Raw genomic sequence first — 13,893 nt, 5'->3', positions numbered from 1 at the left:
AATCAAGTCCCGACAAACTAGCCCGGTCTCGTGGTCCAAGTCCACACTGTCCACCCCATGATAATGCCGCCAAAACAAGCAACCCTGAATGTTCTCCCAGATGTTGTGCGCTAGAGCTTTCGTCGTGTGATGTGGGGACGCTAGGCGCGGCGGATGACCACTGTCTGTCCATTCTTACCGGTGCCGCGTATTTCACGAAGATCTCTAATGGGCTCATTGCTGCCTTGCGGCGGCGCTGCGGGCAAAGCCTTTGGCCAATGCTAAAAACATTTTGGCCGGCATTCGCAAGTGGCCTGCTGTCGATGCACCTATCTCAGGTACGAAATTGAAGCGGTGGTAGGAACACAATGAACGACTTCACGATACTGATGGTTCTTGCAACATTCGGTCTGGGGCTGCTGGTTCTTTGGCAACCTGTCAGGATCAGCCGCAAAAAGAGAGCGCACGAGGGTTCGGCTGCTTTCCTTGGATGAAAGCTTTGCTGGCAAAAGAGGTCTACCTGGAGTGCTCCCACTGAAGTGGTCCACCAACTGGGATAGTTTTATCCCGTTTTCAGGAGGACCAAACGATGGCTGGAAAGCGAGACAAACCCGAAGAGATCGTGCTGAAGCTGCGACAGGTTGAGGTTCTGCAAGGTCAGGGCAGCTCGGTTGCCGATGCCGTTCGTCAGATTGGCGTGACACAGCAAACCTACTACCGGTGGCGCAAGGAATATGGCGGCATGAGCCGGGATCAGCTGAAGCGCCTGAAGCAGTTGGAGACGGAGAACCAGCGGCTCAGGCGTACGGTATCTGATCTGACGCTGGACAAGATGGTCCTGGCTGAGGCTGCACGGGGAAACTTCTAAGCCCTTCCCGGCGCCGTCGGTGCATCGATCATGTGCGGCAGACCCTTGGCGTATCGGAACGCCGGGCCTGTCGCATCCTCGGACAGCATCGCTCTACGCAGCGCAAGGTCCCATGCGGCTTGCCAGACGAAGAACGCCTGACCGAGGAAATCATCGAACTGACGCGAGAGTTCGGGCGCTACGGATATCGCATGATCACCGGGATGCTGAACAACAGCGGCTGGCATGTTAACCACAAGCGCGTCGAACGGATCTGGCGACGAGAAGGGCTGAAGGTTCCACAGAAACAGGCAAAGAAGGGTCGGCTTTGGCTGGGCGCTCTGTTTCGTCTCAAATCATGGCGCTAGGGCACATCGCCCTAGTTCAAAGGAAACGCGGCCCATTGGCCCCGACCTCAACGCACGATTGACAGATACCAATCACAGGCGTTGCCTGCACCTATGAAACAAGCAGTCATTCTTGCAGCCCTGATGCTGGCGACAGCCGTTCAAGCCCAGGAACAGGCCCCAACCGATGAGCCTATCCGCGCAGTCGTTCGTGTGGTCGATGGAGACACGCTCGAAGTCGATGGCGAGATGTTCCGCATCAACGGGATCGACGCGCCCGAGGCGGGCCAGAAATGCAATAAGGCGAGCGGCGAGACATGGCCCTGCGGCAAGGATGCCGTCGAGGCGATGGCCATGCTTGTCGAAAAAAAGCGGTTGAGTGCGAGACCATCGAGAAGGACCACTATGGCCGCTGGATTGGTACTTGCTACGCCGATGGTGTTGATGTTGGCCAGGAGCTGGTTCGCACGGGCTACGCATGGGCTTTCCTGCGCTTTTCCGATGTCTATGAGGCCGACCAGACGGCGGCCATGGAGGCGGGCCGCGGGATCTGGCAGGCCGAGACACAAACCCCTTGGGACTTCCGTTCAGGGAGATGGGACAGAGCCGTTGCCGAGGTTCCAGAGGAGGCCCCGGAGGGTTGCCCGATAAAGGGGAATATCTCGCAGAACGGCAAAATCTATCACCCACCCTGGTCGCCTTGGTACGGGCGAACGAAGATCAACGAGGCCAAAGGGGAACGCTGGTTCTGTGACGAGGGCGAAGCGGTCAAAGCAGGGTGGCGGGCGCCGTATTTGTGGTAATGGAACAGCTATGTTTTCGAAACTCCTGCCCGTTCTGATCGTATGCCTATTCCCGCAGTTTGCGTCCGCTGGCGTCGATGTCCCGCCCAAGTTTCTCTCGGGGCGTTACCGGCTTCTAATGGAGGAAGATGGTAGCGCCAGCCTCGACCTCCTTTGGATCACCATTGAAGGTGACCAGCTCCGCATCGAAAGCTGCGTGAGCGGACAGGGTGTTCTTGCGCGCGCCGAAGGCCCCGAACGGCTCGTCTATCAACGCGGCTCCTTTGGAGATCGCACCATTGGATGCGAGGTCTTCGTTAATATGGGCAACTACCCGATCCTTGTCTGTTGGGACAGCAACGACGCCCGATTGGCTGCCTTTCCCGAGGCCGACAAATTCGGAGCGCGCCCGGATTGCTTCCCATAGCCCGGACGCAGAAGCCGAACTCCCAGCCAAGCGGCTCGGCCAATGTCGCAGGCGTTTCTTCGCCATCGAATGGCTCCGTGAGTTGAGTGGTGGTGCGTTCTAGTGTCCGAGGCATGCCAGCAAGAAAACGAGCCAGTACACAAAACGCAATAGCCTGACCGCCGAACCAGCGTTGCTTGAAATCCTGGGAGAATCTGTACTCCGCAAAGAAGCAGCGGAAGGATTTCAATCTGTCTCAGCAGTCCTGAAAACCTACACAGCCGAGTAGGGACGAAATCAGCGCCTACCGAAGCTCAAAGGGTGGACAATAGGGTGGATACAGTCCGCCACCTGAGCCACACCTCGTTGTTATTGCTATTATATTTGGGTGCGTCATGGTGCTGCCGGAGAGATTCGAACTCTCGACCTCTCCCTTACCAAGGGAGTGCTCTACCCCTGAGCTACGGCAGCATCGGAGTGTGGGCGGGATATACAATCTGGGCGGGGGAGTGCAAGCGGATTTTTGCATCACCGGACGGAATTGCGTGACGCGCCATCGAGGCGGGCTGGACCTGAAGCCACGCGTCGCGTAATCGCGGCGCATGAAATGTAGGGACAAGGCTTCAAGGACCGGCAAAAGCGCCGGCGCAACGCCCGGAGACGACCGGCAGGCGCGGTTGAAACAGGCGCTCAAGGCGAACCTTGCGCGGCGCAAGGTACAGGCACGCGCGCGGGCGACCGAGGCCATGTTGGACACCGAGTTGAAGACCGAACAGACAGGCCGGGACACGGCCGGAGAGGCGGAGCAGGATGGATAGGATCGTCGTTCAGGGCAATGGCCCGCTTTCAGGCGAAATCGCGATTTCGGGGGCGAAGAATGCTTGCCTTGCCCTGATGCCGGCAACGCTTCTGAGTGAAGAGCCGCTGACGCTGACCAATGCGCCACGCCTTTCCGACATTCGCACCATGACCACATTGCTGGAATCGCTCGGTGCCGAAATCTCGACAATGCAGGACGGAAAGGTGCTGGCGATGTCCAGCCACGCCGCCGAGAACCATGTCGCCGACTATGATATCGTGCGCAAGATGCGCGCCTCCAACCTTGTGCTTGGCCCACTTCTGGCGCGGCACGGCCATGCGGTGGTCTCTCTGCCGGGCGGGTGTGCCATCGGCGCGCGTCCGATGGATATCCATATCGACGCTTTGGAACAGATGGGCGCCGAGATCGAGCTGCGCGACGGCTATCTGCATGCGACGACCAAAGGCGGGCTCAAGGGCGCCGAGATCCCGCTGCGTTTCGCCTCCGTGGGGGCTACTGAGAATATCGTCATGGCGGCGACGCTGGCCAAGGGCACGACGGTCCTGAGCAATGCCGCGCGCGAACCGGAGATTGTCGACCTCGTCGAATGCCTGCGCCGGATGGGCGCTCAGATCGAGGGCGAAGGCACGGATACGATCACGATCCAGGGCGTCGACCGGTTGAGTGGCGCGACCCACCCCGTGGTTGCGGACCGGATCGAGACCGGCACCTTCATGTTGGCCCCCGCGATTGCCGGTGGCGAGGTCGAGTTGATCGGCGGGCGGATCAACCTTCTTGGCGCGTTCTGCGAGAAGCTCGACGCCTGTGAGATCGACGTGACCGAGACCGAGAAGGGTCTGCGGGTCAAGCGACGTAACGGGCGTGTTGGCGCCGTCGATGTGGTGACCGAAATTTTCCCCGGCTTCCCGACCGACCTTCAGGCGCAGATGATGGCGCTCCTGTGCACGGCCGACGGGGTCTCCGTCCTTGAGGAGAAGATCTTCGAGAACCGTTTCATGCATGCCCCGGAGCTGATTCGGATGGGCGCGCAGATCGACGTTCAGGGCGGCATCGCTACCGTGACCGGAGTCGAACGCCTGCGTGGCGCACCGGTTATGGCAACGGATCTGCGCGCCTCGGTTTCGCTGATCCTCGCGGCCCTTGCGGCCGAGGGCGAGACCGTGATCAATCGGGTCTATCATCTCGACCGCGGCTATGAGCGAGTCGAAGAAAAACTGGGCGCCGTTGGCGCGAAGATCGAGCGGGTGAGCGACAATGACTGATGCAACCTTCGAGGACGGCGCGGAACGCCCGCTGAATCTTTCGGCAGAAGATGGCGATGACCTGCAGGTCATCTCGGCGATGGTGCAGGACGCGGTATTCCCGATCACCGAGATGAAATGGGAGCGCAAGGCGCGGCGCTTTGCGGTGCTGCTCAACCGTTTCCGCTGGGAAGACCGCGAGGCCGCCGAGCGGATCGGACGGCCCTTCGAGCGGGTGCAGAGCCTGCTGGTGATCGAGGACGTGTTGCAGGTTGCTAGCCAGGGGATCGACCGGGCGGACACGGAGACGGTGCTCTCGCTGCTGTCGCTGGCCTTCGAGCCGGGCGAAGACGGCACCGGGCGGCTGGAGCTGGTGCTGGCCGGCGACGGGGCGATCGGGCTGGAGATCGAGTGCCTGAACGTTGCGCTGCGCGATGTCACACGGCCCTACGTAGCGCCTTCGGGGCACGCGCCGGAGCATGGCGACTGAGCGCCGCGCAACGGCCCGCTTGAGGCGACCGGACGGGGGCGCTATCAGGTGCCTCGACAAGGAGACCCCATGCCCCAGTTTCTTGACAGCCGCGATGCGGATTTCGAAGCGAAATTTGCCGCCTTCCTGACCACGAAGCGCGAGGATGCGCCGGATGTGGATGAGACCGTTGCCAGCATCATCGCGGATGTACGGGCCCGCGGCGACGCGGCCGTTCTGGAGCTGACGGCACGGTTCGACAGGCTGAAGCTGACGCCCGAGACGTTGGCGTTCTCGGCCGAGGAGATCGAGCGCTATTGCGACGAGGTTTCCGACGAAGAGCGAGCCGCGCTGGAACTCGCCGCCGCGCGCATCCGGGCCTATCACGAGAAGCAGCTTCCCGAAGATGCAAGCTGGCAGGATGCGTCCGGTGCGACGCTGGGCTGGCGCTGGACTCCGGTCTCCGCGGCTGGTCTCTATGTCCCGGGCGGGATTGCGTCCTACCCTTCTTCCGTGTTGATGAACGCCATCCCCGCCAAGGTTGCCGGTGTCGAAGAATTGGCTATTGCCGTGCCGACGCCCGATGGAGAGGTAAACCCTCTGGTGCTGCTGGCCGCGAGGATCGCCGGGGTCGACCGGATCTATCGCATGGGCGGCGCGCAGGCCGTGGCCGCGCTGGCCTACGGCACGGAAACCGTCGCGCCGGTGGACAAGATCACCGGGCCGGGCAATGCCTTCGTCGCCGCCGCCAAGCGGCGCGTTTTCGGCAAGGTCGGGATTGACATGATTGCCGGTCCCTCGGAGATCCTCGTCATCGCCGATGCCGAGAACGATCCCGACTGGATTGCCGTGGACCTGTTGAGCCAGGCCGAGCATGACGAGAGCGCGCAATCGATCCTGATCACGCCCGATGCCGCCTTTGGCAAGGCCGTGACTGCGGCGGTCGAAAAGCGCCTCGAAACCCTGGAACGCCGCGCCGTTGCCGCGCCGAGCTGGCGCGACTATGGCGCCGTGATCACGGTCCGCGATCTCGACGAGGCCGCCGCTCTGTCGGACCGGGTCGCGCCCGAGCACCTGGAGCTTTGCGTCGCCGATCCGGAGGCGCTGTCGGACAAGATCAAACATGCCGGTGCCATCTTCCTCGGTGCCTGGACGCCCGAGGCCATCGGCGACTATGTCGGAGGGCCGAACCACGTACTGCCAACGGCGCGCTCGGCGCGCTTCTCATCGGGCCTCTCCGTGCTCGACTTCATGAAGCGCACCACGTTGGCGCGCATGTCTCCCGGCGCGCTGGCCGCGATTGGCCCCGCCGCCGAAACCCTTGCCATTTCCGAAAGCCTGGAGGCGCATGGCCTGTCCGTCCGCGCCCGGCTCGACCGGCTCAACGAGGACGGCTGATGAACGCCCACCGCATCTGCCATATCGAGATCGACGAGAGCCATCTCGCCGCGCCCACGCCCGAGATCGAGCAGGAGCGCAAGGTGGCAATCTTCGACCTGCTCGAGGACAATACCTTCGCCCTGCCTGAACGGCATGAAGGTGAGGCCATCCCGGACGGTCCCTACCGGCTGCTGCTGGCAATCCGGGAGCGCCGGCTGGTCTTCGACATCACCACCGAGGATAAGGAGAAGGTTGGCGAGTTCCACCTTTCTCTGAGCCCCTTTCGGCAGGTCGTGAAGGATTACTTCCAGATCTGCGAGAGCTATTTCTCTGCCGTGAAGACCATGCCGCCAAGCCAGATCGAGGCGATCGACATGGCGCGGCGCGGCATCCACAATGAGGGCGCACGTGTTCTCCAGGAGCGGCTGGAAGGCAAGGCGGAGGTCGATATCGACACCGCGCGGCGCCTCTTCACCCTCATCTGCGTGCTGCATTTCGGAGGCTGAGGGATGAGCGATCTTCCGGCTTCGGTGCTTTTCACCTGCGATCACAACGCGGTGCGCTCGCCGATTGCCGAAGGCATTGCCAAGCTCTACTACGGCCACTCTTTCTATATTCAGTCCGCCGGCGTGAAGAACGATCTCGAGATCGACGGCTTCTGCGTCGCGGTATGCGATGAGATGGCGGTGGATCTCACGCGCCACCGTGCCCGCTCCTTCGATGAAATGCAGGACTGGGGCGACGATCTCGGCGGCTTCGACCTCATCATCTCGCTCTCGCCCGCCAGCCAGCGCAAGGCTCTGGAGCTGACACGCTATTACCATCTGAACGTGGAATACTGGCCCATCATGGACCCGACCGGCCTCGGCGAGACCCGCGACGCCAAGCTGGTCCGCTACCGGCAGGCGCGCGACCAGATCATCGAACGACTGGTCGCCCGGTTTGGCCCGCCGAAGGCGTAGTGCACCCGTCTTTCGGGAATATCAACGCCGGGACGGAGAGGGGCGAACGGGTCGCCCGCCATGTCATCCCTTGAAACGTTACTCCAGGCGCAGGGCAATCTCGCCAATGCCCTTGATCTTGCCGGCAACATCCCGGCCGCCGGCAAAATAGTCGAGCCCCGAGAGCGAGCCGGTGATCACGATCTGCCCCTTCTGGAGACCGCCGCAATGCGTCCCGACACTGGCGCAGAACAGCGCGAGGTTGGAGAGCGCAGATCCCCCCGGCACGGAAGCCTCGCCATCGATGACCTGTTCGTCACCACAGCGCAACGCCGCCGTCATCACGCCGAAATCGCAGCCGTCCCAGGCTTCCAGCGCCGGACCCACGACAAGCCCCGCATTGATCTGCGTATCTGCCAGTTTCTGCATCGCGGCCGCGTCACCGTCCAACCGGGTATCAACCAACTCGATCACGATGCGCGGACGGAAAAAGGCATTCGGCTTGTCCATCATCTCCGGGGCCGGCTCGGCAATCAGCTCGAAGCCGATCTCCAGCTCGATCCCCAGTTTGTCGCGTACCGGGACACTCGAACCGGAGGGCACGGTGCGTGCCGCCGTGATCGGCGCCATGAGCGGCGGCGCGTCCCCACGATCCACCACCTTGAACCCGCTGACCGCGCCAAGCTTGGACTGGACGCGTTGCTGTATTTCCAGTGCCTCGCCATAGTCCGGCTCGGGAAGCTTGTTCGCTTCCATACGTTTGTCGGCGCGATGCGCCTCGATAAGCGCTGCCGAGATGGTATCAACCGTCGTCATCTGTCTTCTCCATAGACGTTCGCAAGAGGGATAGGTGCGTCGGAACACAGATACAATCCCTGGCCCGATGGAGCGCCCGGCCACCCCATGGGAATCAGTGTGTCCCGAAACCATCTCGACCCCGGCAAAGCTCATATCGCCCCTGCCGAGCGCAGCACTGGCGCGGTTTTCCCGTTTTGCACCGCGTCCGGTGCCCATTTGCGGCAAATCGCCCTTGATTTGACCGGTATAAAGGCGCATCTAGCGGCCACCCTCGCAAGGGGGCCGACTGAAACAATTTCTGGAGTGACCATGGCCAAGGAAGAGCTGCTCGAATTTCCCGGCGTCGTGAAGGAACTCCTGCCGAATGCGACATTCAGGGTCGAGTTGGAAAACGGCCATGAAATCATCGCGCATACGGCGGGAAAGATGCGCAAGAACCGCATCCGTGTCCTCGCGGGCGACCGGGTCCAGGTTGAACTGACCCCCTACGACCTGACCAAGGGTCGTATCAACTACCGCTTCAAGTAAGGCCGCGACATGCGCCTGATCCTCGGCTCGGGCAGTCCGCGCCGCCGCGAGCTGCTGGCCCAGATTGGCGTCGTGGCCGATGACATCCGACCGCCCGATATTGACGAGACGCCCTACAAGGGCGAACTCGCCCGAAGCTATTGCCAACGGATGGCACGGGAAAAGGCGCTGGCCGTCGAAGCCGCACCGGACGAGATCGTCCTCTCCGCCGATACCACGGTGGCACTTGGCCGCCGCATCCTCGGAAAACCGTCGGACACAGCCGAAGCCGCCGCCTTCCTGCATGCGCTCTCCGGTCGGCGCCACCGCGTGATCACCGCCGTGGCCGTGCGGGTGGGAGACCGTCTGCGCGAGCGCGACAGCGTCAGCGCCGTCAAGATGAAGATGCTGAGCGACCTTGAGGTGAACGCCTACCTTGCCTCGGGCGACTGGAACGGCAAAGCTGGCGGCTACTCGATCCAGGGCCCAGCCGGCGCGTTCATTCCATGGATTTCCGGCTCCTACTCCTCCATTGTCGGCCTGCCGCTCGCCGAGACGGCAAACCTGCTGATGGCTGCGGGCTACCCGCTTTACAGGGAAACAGAATGAAGGGCAGAAGTGTTTTTCTCGACCATGTCGCCGGCCGTGCCGCCGCTGCGCTGGTGATCGATGGCAAGCTCGAAGATTTCCTCATCACCCCGCCTGAAGACGGCCCCGACCCGGTCGGGACAACCTTTCGCGCCGTGGTCGACCGTCCGATCAAGGGCCAGGGCGGCGTGTTCGTTCGCCTTCCTGGCGGCGAGACCGGCTTCCTGCGTCATGCCAAGGGGCTCTCATCGGGCCAGCCGGTGCTCGTGCAGACCACAGGGTTTGCCGATCCCGGAAAGGCCACGCCGATGACACTCAAGCTGCTCTTCAAGTCGAAATTCGCCATCGTGACCCCCGATGCGCCCGGGCTCAACGTGTCCCGACAGATCCGGGAAGAGGAACGCCGCGCGGAACTCAAGTTCCTCGCGGAAGACCTGATGTCAGGGAGTGACTATGGCTTGATCCTGCGCTCAGAAGCGGAAGGCGCCGATGAGGGAGACATCGCCGAGGACATCGCCGAGATGCGCAGCCTCGCCGAAACAATCCTGTCCGGACCGGATGGAGAGCCGGAGCGACTGGTGGACGGCGCCGACGCCCATGCGCTGGCCTGGCGGGAATGGGGGCGGCCGGACGAGATCGCGACTGATCCAGGCTGTTTTGAGACCCGGGGTATCCTCGATGCGCTTCTGGAAGCAACGAGCGGTTCTATCGCGTTGCCCGGCGGCGGCTCACTTCTGGTAGAACCGACCCGGGCCATGATTGCGGTTGATGTCAATTCCGGGACGGACTTCTCCCCGGCAGCCAGTCTGAAAGCCAATATCGAAGCCGCACGCGCCCTCCCGCGTGCGCTGCGCCTTCGCGGTCTCGGCGGCCAGATCACGGTGGATTTTGCCCCCCTTCCAAAGAAGGACCGCCGTCAGATCGAGCAGATCCTGCGAACCGCCTTCAAGACTGACCCTGTCGAAACAGCGCTTGCGGGCTGGACCCCGCTCGGCAACTTCGAAGCGCAACGCAAACGCGAGCGCTTGCCGCTTGACGCAAAAATTCTGGATGCACTTCAATGACTTGCCCCATTTGCCAAAAGGAAGGTCAAGCTCGGTACCGACCATTCTGTTCACGGCGCTGTGCAGATATCGACTTGGCTCACTGGCTCCGAGGAAACTACGCGATCCCGACCGAAGAGTCCGCAATGGTTGCCTCTTCCGAGACCGACAAGGACCCCGTGTTCCGGCACTGACTTTTTTCACCAACGCCTCTGGACTTAGCCTGAACCTGCGTCTAGAAGGCTCGCACCCAACGCAAGCGCGTTCCCGTGCCCGGGTAGCTCAGGGGTAGAGCAGTGGATTGAAAATCCTCGTGTCGGTGGTTCGATTCCGCCCCCGGGCACCACTCTTAAAGCCTTGTATTATAACGATTAAATCACGCATTCTATACAAGCGGGCTTGGTCTGATGTTGCTCCGGGACGACAGCGGGACGACGGACTTCCCTCCTTTGATAAGCTGCATCAACTTCGACTATTGGCACATCCGCGTTTCCGGCGAAACCGGATTGACATCATTTCTTTCCAGTTCGACGACCGGAGAGAAAGAATGAACTACGAAGATACCCCCCACGACGTTCTGCTGCCCATCACTGCAGTCTGCGAAATCGTGGCTCGCTCCAAGGCGAGTATATATCGCGACATCAAAGACGGAACGTTTCCCAGACCGCAGAAACTGGGCCGATCGAGCCGCTGGCGCCGCTCTCTCATCATGAAAGTGGTCGAAGGAAGTTACCTTGAGTGATGCATGCCGACAGTGGCGATCTAACAGGCTGCTGAAAGAGCTTTGCCTGGCGGTAGTCTCACGCGTTTCGGGCGGTTTCATGGGCTTTGGGCCCATTATCCCGATGGAACCAAGGCCGGTCATGCACTAACGTTCAAACCGGGACACCCAATGGGGGCATTCCAATGGCCGACATCGAAGAACGCTCGATGGTTTCGAGACGAAGAACAGGTGAATGACCCGCAAACCACGTACCGGACTCACTCAAGCAGCTTGTGCAATGCCCGCTCTGACGCGACCCGGTCCAGGGTCGCGTCTCGCGTTGCGATAAACTCGTCGAATAGATCGAGCAACGTCGCGAGTTCGTCGCCTCGTACCGTTCGGACCGGAACTCGACGCAACACGGTCGGATGGCCATCTTCGTCCAGCAGGTACTCGTCGACATACTCCTCGACACGCAGAGTTTCGATTTCGATGGCGCGTTCGATATGACCACGTACAGCGTCCAGCCCGCCTTCATCACCAAGGTGAAACGGGCTCCGTTCACCCGCGCGACGAAGACAGCGAGAAACGAAATCCACCGTTTTCGCGGTACCGCCAGCATTCAGTCTCTTTGCTTCATCCGAGACACGCCGTCCCAGAGAAACAGTACGGTAAGCAAGTTCCTCAATGCTGAGGGAATGAAGAGTTTGAGGCATGATATTGCTCCCATGATTTGCGTCGCCGAGATTGGCTGCGCGTCAAACCCGCCCCCTTAGGGGGACGGTGGGTAGCATCACGCCGCAGTCACGGGCTCCTGTTTCCAGGCATCAGCCGGGCTTCGACCATCCTTGTCGAAACGCTGAAGGAGCTCTGCGAGCCGCTCTGTCAGAATGCAGAGGTCGTGCACCCGCGGATCATAAGGATCGACCTCGACATAGCCCGACGCCCCATCAACTCCGTTTTCGTTAGCAGTGCCGAGCGAAAGAAGGTTGAAGGCCTCGTGAAGAGCGACCCGGTGCCTGCGTGTCAGCTGCGTAGCCGACCGGATCTCATCGAGAAATGCCAGCCAACGCCGCCCCCTTGGTTCACCACCCAGCAGCTCACTGGCTGTGTGCAACGCTGTGCCGTGCATCGACAGAAACGCCCGAACGACAGCGAGGTCGGCTTTCACGGGGCGAGTAGATAGGCCGGAAAAAGAAGAAAGGTGTGACATGTGTTGTTCGTCTCCCCTGTTTGCCGCCGCACCATGCGACAGCGTCAAGTTGCCCGGTCTCTCCTTTCCTCGGGCTTGGGCATGCATCGTTGGACTCGTTTTGTTCGTGACCGCGAGTTTTCTCGAGCCGTCCGATGCGGTCTAAGTAATTGGATTGAAGGCGATTCTGGCCGAACTCACCCAATTGGCGCTGCGGTGCGCTTGATTTCGCTTCGCAAGCAGAGCGAAATCAAAGAGCATGACGCGACGAACCTGATCCGATCCCCATTCCGGTCAGCTTCTTGCCACGTCCTCAAGCGCGCTATGGTATTGGGCGAGCCCTGCAGTCTCGCGAAATTCCGTCTTGTAAGCTGACTGCGACCAGCGGGAGGAGTGTCCGAGGAGCGCCTGGACTGCCCATGCACCATCGGGGCGATGCTGGCGGATCAAGTTGGTGATCAGTGTCCGTACCAGGTGTCCGGAGATCCCAAACTCCTCCTGCAGGAGCTTCGACGGGTGGTAAGTATCGTACCCGCCCTCTTCGAGGCTCAGCAGGTTGCATCCATCGAGCTCCGCGATGCGGTCCCGGATCGACCATTCCGGGCGACCGCCAAGAATGTGGGTATCGATGATCTCGCTCGTCACACCCCAATACGGGCCGAGGTCTTTCGTCCGCCGGGTCTTGGATTGTCGGAAGTTGGCCTCCCAAAGTCCGCCGACATCCCGCTCGATCTCTCGACCGATGCGAAAAGTCGACAGGTCTCCCTGCCGGTCCGCACCATTCACGAGCAGAGCGAAGGCAACAGCCTTGCGGCGAAGTCTATGGGCAAGCGCCGAGTGTGCCGGCAACTTCTCCGCAACGTCGATGCATCGGTTCGCGGCAACAAGGACATCCGAGAGATCGAAACTCCGGTGGAAATCCCGAAGCTTCTTCTTCTTTGACGGGTCCTGATCCGTAGCTTCCGCTTCGAGGGCTCCAAGGATTTCACAGAAGATCTCTTCGCCTTCTGGCTCAAAGAGCCTCGCGCGGCGCGCGAAGGTAATCACACGTCCGAAGTAGTCCGCCGCCGAGCGTGCCGACATCCTCGGCCGTTGGAAGAGAAAGCGGAGAAATACTTCAGCAACCTCCTCTGTGAACCCTTCGCTGGGTTCAATTCCCTCCGCGATTGCCCAATGCCGCGCAGCAGCACACATGCCAACTGCCTGAATGATCATTTCACGGGTTTTCGCGTGAGGTCTGCGATAGCTACATCTCTCGGTCCGAACCCGTTTTTCCAGCAATGGCACCGCCCTGGCCCAGCTTTCCGGCCACTCCTCAGGGAGAAGTGAGACACGTTGTGATTGCCGAGGTTTACGTGGCCTCTTGTTGTATTTCTGGTTCAACCAGTGATCCCAGCCCTGCCGGAGCGGCTTCGCGATGGATAGGGGAACCGACGTATCGACCAGTTCCAGAGCACTCATGAGTCCAATCAATGCGGTTCGGTTGGATGCTGCTGCCGTAAAATCATCTACTGTTGCCAGTTCTGGCGGCCTCCCTGCCGCCGTCAGGGAGGCATAGAATCGCTGAAGAGCTTGCGCGACACCGCGCGAAGAGAAAAATCCCAAAACAATGGCGGAGGCAGCGTCCTGCGCCACAGAGGGCGGGACGTCAGGCATTCGCCTGACGAACTGCTCAATTCGTTCTTCATTGGTGAGCTTTCTCCCCATCAGGCTCTCCTCTGCAATACAAGGTTGGGATTCAACTCGGCCAGCACTTCAGCGAACATTTCCATCGCTGCGCGACCCTCGCCACGGGCATAGAATTTCTCGACGGTGCTAACTTTGTCGCCGAGCAGCGCCGCCACAACATC

Annotated in this window: 17 protein-coding genes, 2 tRNA genes and 1 pseudogene; 14 read left to right on the top strand and 6 right to left on the bottom strand. The window is 61.1% G+C overall.

All coding sequences use genetic code 11. The annotated features are described in order from the left end of the window. Nucleotides 1-568: 568 nt before the first annotated feature. Nucleotides 569-1,182: pseudogene (locus tag R3X27_RS24820) on the top strand (IS3 family transposase); the annotation flags it as partial. 308 nt (nucleotides 1,183-1,490) lie between these two features. Beyond that, nucleotides 1,491-1,976 carry a thermonuclease family protein gene (locus R3X27_RS24815; protein WP_317711599.1) on the top strand — a complete coding sequence of 162 codons (486 nt, stop codon included), beginning with the start codon at nucleotides 1,491-1,493 and terminating at the stop codon, nucleotides 1,974-1,976. A 115-nt stretch (nucleotides 1,977-2,091) separates the two neighbouring features. Here R3X27_RS24815 and R3X27_RS24810 read toward each other — a convergent pair whose 3' ends face one another. After that, on the bottom strand, nucleotides 2,092-2,448 hold the full coding sequence (locus R3X27_RS24810; protein ID WP_317711598.1) for a hypothetical protein: 357 nt from the start codon (nucleotides 2,446-2,448) through the stop codon (nucleotides 2,092-2,094). Between the two features lie 309 nt (nucleotides 2,449-2,757). Next, a tRNA-Thr gene (locus tag R3X27_RS24805) sits at nucleotides 2,758-2,832 on the bottom strand. A gap of 206 nt (nucleotides 2,833-3,038) precedes the next feature. On the opposite strand from R3X27_RS24805, the gene R3X27_RS24800 reads away from it, so the two are divergent. The 6 genes from R3X27_RS24800 (at nucleotide 3,039) to R3X27_RS24775 (ending at nucleotide 7,233) form a co-directional block, all read left to right on the top strand. Then, nucleotides 3,039-3,179 (top strand): hypothetical protein, encoded by a 141-nt coding sequence (locus R3X27_RS24800; RefSeq protein WP_411572542.1) that lies wholly within the window; start codon nucleotides 3,039-3,041, stop codon nucleotides 3,177-3,179. Beyond that, entirely contained in the window at nucleotides 3,172-4,443 is a 1,272-nt protein-coding gene (gene murA / locus R3X27_RS24795; protein WP_317711596.1) for a UDP-N-acetylglucosamine 1-carboxyvinyltransferase, read from the top strand. Before R3X27_RS24800 ends, murA begins: the two co-directional genes overlap by 8 nt. Then, a complete protein-coding gene (locus R3X27_RS24790) occupies nucleotides 4,436-4,912 on the top strand; it encodes a DUF2948 family protein (protein WP_317711595.1) in 477 nt (158 codons plus the stop codon). The genes murA and R3X27_RS24790 overlap by 8 nt, the downstream gene beginning before the upstream one ends. 69 nt (nucleotides 4,913-4,981) lie before the next feature. Then, the gene (gene hisD / locus R3X27_RS24785) at nucleotides 4,982-6,289 is read left to right on the top strand and encodes a histidinol dehydrogenase (RefSeq protein ID WP_317711594.1); all 1,308 of its coding nucleotides are present in this window, start codon (nucleotides 4,982-4,984) and stop codon (nucleotides 6,287-6,289) included. Then, nucleotides 6,289-6,777 (top strand): UPF0262 family protein, encoded by a 489-nt coding sequence (locus tag R3X27_RS24780; protein ID WP_317711593.1) that lies wholly within the window; start codon nucleotides 6,289-6,291, stop codon nucleotides 6,775-6,777. The genes hisD and R3X27_RS24780 overlap by 1 nt, the downstream gene beginning before the upstream one ends. A gap of 3 nt (nucleotides 6,778-6,780) precedes the next feature. Further along, nucleotides 6,781-7,233, top strand: coding sequence for a low molecular weight phosphatase family protein (locus tag R3X27_RS24775; protein ID WP_317711592.1), 453 nt, complete (start codon nucleotides 6,781-6,783; stop codon nucleotides 7,231-7,233). 78 nt (nucleotides 7,234-7,311) lie between these two features. Here the strand turns inward: R3X27_RS24775 and R3X27_RS24770 are convergent, their stop codons facing one another. Continuing rightward, nucleotides 7,312-8,028, bottom strand: a complete 717-nt coding sequence (locus R3X27_RS24770) for a hydratase (RefSeq protein WP_317711591.1) — start codon at nucleotides 8,026-8,028, stop codon at nucleotides 7,312-7,314. 291 nt (nucleotides 8,029-8,319) lie between these two features. Here R3X27_RS24770 and infA point away from each other — a divergent pair, with 291 nt between their 5' ends. The 6 genes from infA to R3X27_RS24740 all read left to right on the top strand — a co-directional run bounded on the left by infA (nucleotide 8,320) and on the right by R3X27_RS24740 (nucleotide 10,890). Continuing rightward, nucleotides 8,320-8,538, top strand: a complete 219-nt coding sequence (infA, locus tag R3X27_RS24765) for a translation initiation factor IF-1 (RefSeq protein ID WP_317711590.1) — start codon at nucleotides 8,320-8,322, stop codon at nucleotides 8,536-8,538. 9 nt (nucleotides 8,539-8,547) lie between these two features. After that, the gene (locus R3X27_RS24760) at nucleotides 8,548-9,126 is read left to right on the top strand and encodes a Maf family protein (protein WP_317711589.1); all 579 of its coding nucleotides are present in this window, start codon (nucleotides 8,548-8,550) and stop codon (nucleotides 9,124-9,126) included. Continuing rightward, nucleotides 9,123-10,169, top strand: a complete 1,047-nt coding sequence (locus R3X27_RS24755) for a ribonuclease E/G (RefSeq protein WP_317711588.1) — start codon at nucleotides 9,123-9,125, stop codon at nucleotides 10,167-10,169. The genes R3X27_RS24760 and R3X27_RS24755 overlap by 4 nt, the downstream gene beginning before the upstream one ends. After that, on the top strand, nucleotides 10,166-10,342 hold the full coding sequence (locus R3X27_RS24750) for a DNA gyrase inhibitor YacG (protein ID WP_317711587.1): 177 nt from the start codon (nucleotides 10,166-10,168) through the stop codon (nucleotides 10,340-10,342). Before R3X27_RS24755 ends, R3X27_RS24750 begins: the two co-directional genes overlap by 4 nt. Before the next feature lie 77 nt (nucleotides 10,343-10,419). Further along, nucleotides 10,420-10,494, top strand: a tRNA-Phe gene (locus R3X27_RS24745). 201 nt (nucleotides 10,495-10,695) lie between these two features. Beyond that, nucleotides 10,696-10,890, top strand: coding sequence for a helix-turn-helix transcriptional regulator (locus tag R3X27_RS24740; RefSeq protein WP_317711586.1), 195 nt, complete (start codon nucleotides 10,696-10,698; stop codon nucleotides 10,888-10,890). 239 nt (nucleotides 10,891-11,129) lie between these two features. Here R3X27_RS24740 and R3X27_RS24735 read toward each other — a convergent pair whose 3' ends face one another. The 3 genes from R3X27_RS24735 to R3X27_RS24725 all read right to left on the bottom strand — a co-directional run bounded on the left by R3X27_RS24735 (nucleotide 11,130) and on the right by R3X27_RS24725 (nucleotide 13,750). After that, complete coding sequence (locus R3X27_RS24735) at nucleotides 11,130-11,567, bottom strand: hypothetical protein (protein ID WP_317711585.1); 438 nt, start codon at nucleotides 11,565-11,567, stop codon at nucleotides 11,130-11,132. A gap of 77 nt (nucleotides 11,568-11,644) precedes the next feature. Then, the gene (locus tag R3X27_RS24730; protein WP_317711584.1) at nucleotides 11,645-12,112 is read right to left on the bottom strand and encodes a hypothetical protein; all 468 of its coding nucleotides are present in this window, start codon (nucleotides 12,110-12,112) and stop codon (nucleotides 11,645-11,647) included. Between the two features lie 225 nt (nucleotides 12,113-12,337). Beyond that, on the bottom strand, nucleotides 12,338-13,750 hold the full coding sequence (locus tag R3X27_RS24725; protein WP_317711583.1) for a hypothetical protein: 1,413 nt from the start codon (nucleotides 13,748-13,750) through the stop codon (nucleotides 12,338-12,340). Nucleotides 13,751-13,893: the final 143 nt, after the last annotated feature.

It is taken from the genome of Tropicimonas sp. TH_r6 (assembly GCF_033101155.1).
Classification (GTDB): Bacteria; Pseudomonadota; Alphaproteobacteria; order Rhodobacterales; family Rhodobacteraceae; genus Tropicimonas.
The sequence above is the reverse complement of the archived record's forward strand: the minus strand, read 5'-3'. Positions and strand labels throughout refer to the sequence as shown.